At 65.7% G+C, this 6000-nt stretch carries 5 protein-coding genes; all 5 read left to right on the top strand.

What is annotated here, in order from left to right; translation table 11 throughout:
* Window positions 1–13 precede the first annotated feature (13 nt).
* The 5 genes from radA (at window position 14) to ACO550_RS35400 (ending at window position 5952) form a co-directional block, all read left to right on the top strand.
* A complete protein-coding gene (gene radA / locus ACO550_RS35380; protein WP_315597003.1) occupies window positions 14–1381 on the top strand; it encodes a DNA repair protein RadA in 1368 nt (455 codons plus the stop codon).
* Between the two features lie 6 nt (window positions 1382–1387).
* Window positions 1388–2161 carry an FCD domain-containing protein gene (locus tag ACO550_RS35385; RefSeq protein ID WP_315597002.1) on the top strand — a complete coding sequence of 258 codons (774 nt, stop codon included), beginning with the start codon at window positions 1388–1390 and terminating at the stop codon, window positions 2159–2161.
* A gap of 197 nt (window positions 2162–2358) precedes the next feature.
* Complete coding sequence (locus ACO550_RS35390) at window positions 2359–3969, top strand: gamma-glutamyltransferase (protein ID WP_315597001.1); 1611 nt, start codon at window positions 2359–2361, stop codon at window positions 3967–3969.
* A gap of 78 nt (window positions 3970–4047) precedes the next feature.
* A complete protein-coding gene (oxlT, locus tag ACO550_RS35395; RefSeq protein WP_485995115.1) occupies window positions 4048–5334 on the top strand; it encodes an oxalate/formate MFS antiporter in 1287 nt (428 codons plus the stop codon).
* 132 nt (window positions 5335–5466) lie between these two features.
* Entirely contained in the window at window positions 5467–5952 is a 486-nt protein-coding gene (locus ACO550_RS35400) for a disulfide bond formation protein B (RefSeq protein ID WP_315597000.1), read from the top strand.
* Window positions 5953–6000: the final 48 nt, after the last annotated feature.

Consider the following 6000-nt stretch of genomic DNA (forward strand, 5'->3'; position numbering starts at 1 on the left):
ATAATTCCGATCGATGGCGAAGACCAAGACTGTCTATACCTGTACCGAGTGCGGCGGCAGCTCGCCGCGCTGGGCCGGCCAGTGCCCGCAATGCAATGCCTGGAATACGCTGGTGGAAACCGTGGCGGACTCGGGTCCGTCCGGGGCCCGGCGCTTCCAGCCGCTGGCCGCGTCGGCCGTGGTTCGCAAGCTCAGCGATATCGAGGCGGCCGACGTGCCGCGCTTCTCGTCGGGCATCGACGAATTCGACCGCGTGCTGGGCGGTGGCCTGGTATCGGGCGGGGTGGTGCTGATTGGCGGCGACCCCGGCATCGGCAAGTCCACGCTGCTGTTGCAGGCGCTGGCCAATCTGTCGGCCAGCAAGCGGGTGCTGTATGTCAGCGGCGAGGAGTCCGGCGCCCAGATTGCACTGCGTGCGCAACGGCTTGGCGTGGAAGCCGCCACGCTGGGTCTGTTGCCCGAGATCCAGCTGGAGAAGATCCAGGCCGCACTGGAAATCGACAAGCCCGAAGTGGCCGTGATCGACTCGATCCAGACGCTGTATTCGGAGGCCTTGACCTCGGCGCCGGGCTCGGTGGCCCAGGTGCGCGAATGCGCGGCGCAACTGACGCGCATTGCCAAGAGCAGCGGCATCACCATCATCCTGGTCGGCCATGTCACCAAGGAAGGCAGCCTGGCCGGGCCACGCGTGCTGGAGCACATCGTCGATACGGTGCTGTACTTCGAGGGCGACACCCATTCCTCGCACCGGCTGATCCGTGCCTTCAAGAACCGCTTTGGCGCGGTCAATGAACTGGGCGTGTTCGCGATGACCGAGCGCGGGTTGCGGGGTATCAGCAATCCGTCGGCACTGTTCCTGTCGCAGCATGAAGACCAGGTGGCCGGATCGTGCGTGCTGGTGACGCAAGAGGGCACGCGGCCGCTGCTGGTGGAAGTACAGGCGCTGGTCGATACGGCCAACGTTCCCAACCCGCGGCGGCTGGCGGTGGGCCTGGAACAGAACCGGCTGGCGATGTTGCTGGCCGTGCTGCATCGGCACGCGGGAATTGCCTGCTTCGACCAGGATGTGTTCCTGAACGCGGTGGGCGGGGTCAAGATCACGGAGCCGGCGGCCGACCTGGCCGTACTGCTGTCGATCCACTCGTCGTTGCGCAACAAGCCGTTGCCGCGTGGCCTGGTGGTGTTTGGCGAAGTGGGCCTGGCCGGCGAGATCCGTCCCAGCCCGCGCGGGCAGGAGCGCCTCAAGGAGGCCGCCAAGCTTGGTTTCACGATGGCGGTGATACCGAAGGCCAATGCCCCGAAGCAGCCGGTCGACGGACTCGAAGTCATTGCGGTGGATCGGCTGGAACAGGCCATCGACCGCGTACGAAACCTGGACTGACACGCCATGACCGACGCCGCCGTGGAACCCGAGGACAGTGCGGCGGCACGTTCTTTTGCACGCGCCAAGCGTTCGCAGGCTGCCTACCAGACGCTGCGCGACGACATCTTCGCGTTCCGGTTGCTGCCCGGCGACCGCTTTACCGAAAACGATGTGGCCGAGCGGCTCGGCATCTCGCGCACGCCGGTGCGCGAGGCGCTGCAGCGTCTGCAGGGCGACGGCCTGGTGCGCGGCTACTACCGCAATGGCTGGGAAGTGGTGCCGCTGGACCTGGCCCGCTTCGAAGCGCTCTATGAATTGCGCACGCTGCTGGAAACCCATGCGGTAACGCGGCTCTGCCAACCTTCCCACGCCGCGCAGCGCAGGGCACTGGTGGCTACCCTCGACCCGATCTGGCGTGTGCCCCGCGGCGAACGCCTTGCCGACGGCAATACCGTGGCGCAACTCGACGAGGCGTTTCACCTGTCGATCGTCGATGCGGCTGGCAATCCCGAGTCCGCCGCCGTACATCAGCAGGTCACCGATCGCATCCGCATCATCCGTCGGCTCGATTTTGCCTACGACGACCGCATGGCGCTGACCTATGACGAGCACAGCGCCATCCTGGCCGCGCTGGATGCCGCCGATGGGGGGCGCGCCGTGGCCTTGCTGTCGGCGCATATCGAGGATGGCCGCGCCGAAGTCAGCCGCCTGACAATGGAGCGGCTGGAGCAGGCGCGCACCAGCCTCGTGCGGCCGGCCGACGCGGTTGCACCCGGGCGGCGCAGGCGCTTCGGCTGACTGGCGCTTCACCCATCCGCACAACGTCCGGCAACGCTGGGCGTGCCTCGGCTTAATTTTCCGATTTCCAGATTTCATGCGGCTTCGCGGGCCGCAAGCCTCATCGTGCCTGCCGACAGGGCAGGGTATGGCACGCCTATTGCAATCGTTCTGCGCAGGAATTTTATGTATACATAAATCGCGGAACTGGCATAAGCATGGTGAGCATCCACCTGAATCCGATCCGGGGCAGCCGGGGCATGGCCGTGGCACCGCACGCGCTGGCATCGCAGAGCGCACTGGCTGTCTTGCGCGAGGGCGGCAATGCCGTCGAGGCAATGGTCGCTGCCGCAGCCACGATTGCCGTGGTGTACCCACACATGAACAGCCTGGGTGGCGACAGTTTCTGGCTGATCGCGCGTCCTGGCGAAGCACCGCGTGCGCTGGATGCCTGTGGTGCCGCCGCCGGTGCGGCCACGATTGCGCGATATCGCGAGGCAGGCTTCGCGTCGATTCCGGTGCGCGGTGGCATGGCGGCCAATACCGTGGCGGGTACGGTCTCGGGCTGGCAGGCCGCGCTCGACTGGTCGCGCGATACGCTCGGCGGACGCCTGCCGTTGTCGCGCCTGCTGGCCGATGCGATTGACTATGCGCGCGTTGGCGTGCCGGTCACGGACAGCCAGGCCGCGTGCGTGGCCGGCAAGGCTGACGAACTGCGCGACCTGGCCGGGTTTGCCGACACCTTCCTGGTCGATGGTGTCGCCCCCGCGCCCGGCAGCCGCTTCCGCCAGCCGCGCCTGGCCGCCACGCTGGAGCAACTGGTGCGCGCGGGGCTTGGGGATTTCTACCACGGCGATCTCGCGCGCCTGCTGGCTCGCGAACTGGAACTCAGTGGCAGTCCGCTGACCGCGGCCGATCTCCACGCGCATCGCGCTACCTGGAAAGCACCGCTGGCGTTGCCGCATTCGCACGGCACGGTCTACAACATGCCGCCACCCACGCAAGGGCTGGTATCGCTGCTGATCCTGGGCCAGCTCGATCGCATTCTCACGCGTGACATGGATCCGTTCGGACCCGCGTTCGTGCATGCGTGTGTGGAAGCGACCAAGCAGGCGTTCCATGTGCGCGATCGCCATATCACCGACCCGGCTTATATGGAGATCGACCCGCAGGATCTGCTGGCGCCTCCCTGGCTCGACGCGGCGGCCGCGCGCATTCGTCCCGATCGCGTCTTGCCTTGGGGGCAGGGCATGGGGCCCGCCGACACGGTATGGATGGGCGTGATCGATGGCAACGGCGTGGCCGTCAGTTTTATCCAGAGCATCTACCACGAGTTCGGCAGCGGCATCGTGCTGCCCGGATCGGGCATCAACTGGCAGAACCGCGGTTGCAGTTTTTCGCTGGACCCGGCCGCGCGCAATCCATTGATGCCGGGTCGCAAGCCATTCCATACGCTGAACCCCGCCATGGCGCGTCTGCACGATGGCCGCACGCTGGTCTACGGAAACATGGGCGGCGATGGCCAGCCGCAATCGCAGGCGGCGGTGTTCTCGCGCATCGTCCATTTCGGCATGAACCCGCAGGCAGCGATCGATGCGCCGCGCTGGTTGCTGGGCCGCACGTGGGGCCAGACCAGCGACACGCTGAAGCTCGAGGCGCGCTTCCCGGTGGCCACGCAGCACGCGTTGCGCGAGCTCGGGCATGAAGTCGAGACGCTGCGCCCCTATGACGAAACGATGGGCCACGCCGGCGCCATCGTATTGCAGCCCGACCGGCTCTACCAGGGCGGCAGCGACCCGCGCAGCGACGGCGCCGTGGCCGCGTGGTGAGCGCCGTACGAATTCCAACAATGCGTGGTGCAGCCCGGCCGCGTGTCTCTCTCGATGTTCGCTTGAAGGAGTGGTTCGATGCGTTCCGTTGCCGATAACGCGACACTAGGTGTGCCGCAAGCCATGCCATTGGCGCGCACGCGCTGGCTGCAGCTATTGCTGGGGCTCGTGTGCATGATGGCGATTTCCAGTCCGCAGTATGTGTGGACGCTCTTTACCAAGCCGCTTTCGGCCAAGCTTGGCGTGCCATTGTCCGAACTGCAGATCACGTTCTCGCTGCTGATCGTGTTGCAGACGTTCTTCTCGCCGTTCCAGGGTGCCATGATCGAACGCTTCGGTCCGCGCCGGCTGATCGCATTGGGCACGGTGCTGGCGGGCCTGTCGTGGGTGCTGGCGGCCTCGGCGCAGAGCGTGGGCATGTTGTACCTGACCTATGGCGTGATCGGTGGGCTGGGTACCGGCATTGTCTATGTTGGCGTGGTGGGCCAGATGGTGCGCTGGTTCCCCGATCGCCGCGGCTTTGCCGTGGGCATGGTGGCGGCCGGCTATGGCATGGGGGCCATCGTGACCACGTTCCCGATTGCCGCGGCACTGGCCGGCAAGGGGCTCGAGACCACGCTGTGGCAGTTCGGCCTGGTGTTTGCAGCGATCGGCTTCGTGGCGTCGCAGGGGCTGCGGTCTCCTGCCGCAGGCGAACAACTGCCGTTGCGTCCCACCTTTACGCCGTCGAACGTGGCGGATGTGCCGACGCGCAAGATGCTCAAGACGCCGCTGTTCTGGCTGCTGTTCGTGATGATGACGATGATGTCGACCTCGGGCCTGATGGTGACATCGCAGATGGCGGCCTTTGCCAAGGACTTTGGCGTGGCCAATGCCGTGGTGTTCGGCATGGCCGCGTTGCCGCTGGCGCTGACCATCGATCGGCTGACCAATGGCCTGACCCGCCCGATGTTCGGCTGGATCTCGGACCGCTGGGGGCGCGAGAACACGATGTGCTTCGCATTTGCACTGGAAGCGGTGGCCATGACGCTGTGGTTGCTGACGCGCGAGAATGCGGTGCTGTTCGTACTGTTGTCGGGCGTGGTCTTCCTGGGCTGGGGCGAGATCTTCTCGTTGTTCCCGTCGACGCTGACCGACACCTTCGGTACGAAATTTGCCACGACCAACTACGGCTGGCTCTATATCTCGCAAGGCATCGGCTCGATCTTCGGTGGTCCGCTGGCCGCGCTGATGCATGAACGCATGGGCAGCTGGATGCCGGTCTTCGGCGTGGCCATCACGCTCGACATCATCACGGCGGTACTGGCCATTGCGATACTGAAGCCCTGGCGCCGCCGCTATCTGGCAGCTCCGGCAACGGCCTGAGCGCCCCGGAGACAGCTGGCTGCGTCAATCCGCCACAGCGGACACTGTGGCGGATTGTTCAGGCACCGTGATGGTCCGGCAAAAAATGGGTAATAATTCGCGTCGAAGCAATCCTTGCCCCTTGACGCGCCTATGCAAGCCAATTCCCGTGCCTATTTCCTGCTGATCGCCATCGTCTCGTTCGCGATGCTCGGCGCCGCGCTCTACATGCAATATGTGGAGGGCTACCAGCCATGCCCGCTTTGCATCATGCAACGCTTTGCCTTCGTCGGCATTGGGGTGTTCTCTCTGCTGGCCGCCATCGCGCAGAACACGCGCACGCTGTGGCAGGGGCTGGGCATGCTGTCCGGTGTGGCCGGGATTGCCGTGGCGGGCTATCACGTGTCGCTGCTGCTGAACCCGAAGGCCTCATGCGGCATCGACCCGCTGGAAAACTGGGTCAACGCGCTGCCCACGGCCAAGCTGCTGCCGCAAGTGTTCTATTCGGACGGCCTGTGCACCGCGCCGCTGCCACCGCTGTTCGGCCTGTCGATCCCGGCATGGTCGCTGATCTGGCTGGTCATCCTGACGTTCACGCTGGCAGTAGGCCTGATCCGCCGCGAGAAGCATTACCGCTGAGGTTTTTCTCCCCTCTCCCGCACGCGGGAGAGGGGCGGGGGAGAGGGC

It is taken from the genome of Cupriavidus sp. (genome assembly GCF_057315035.1).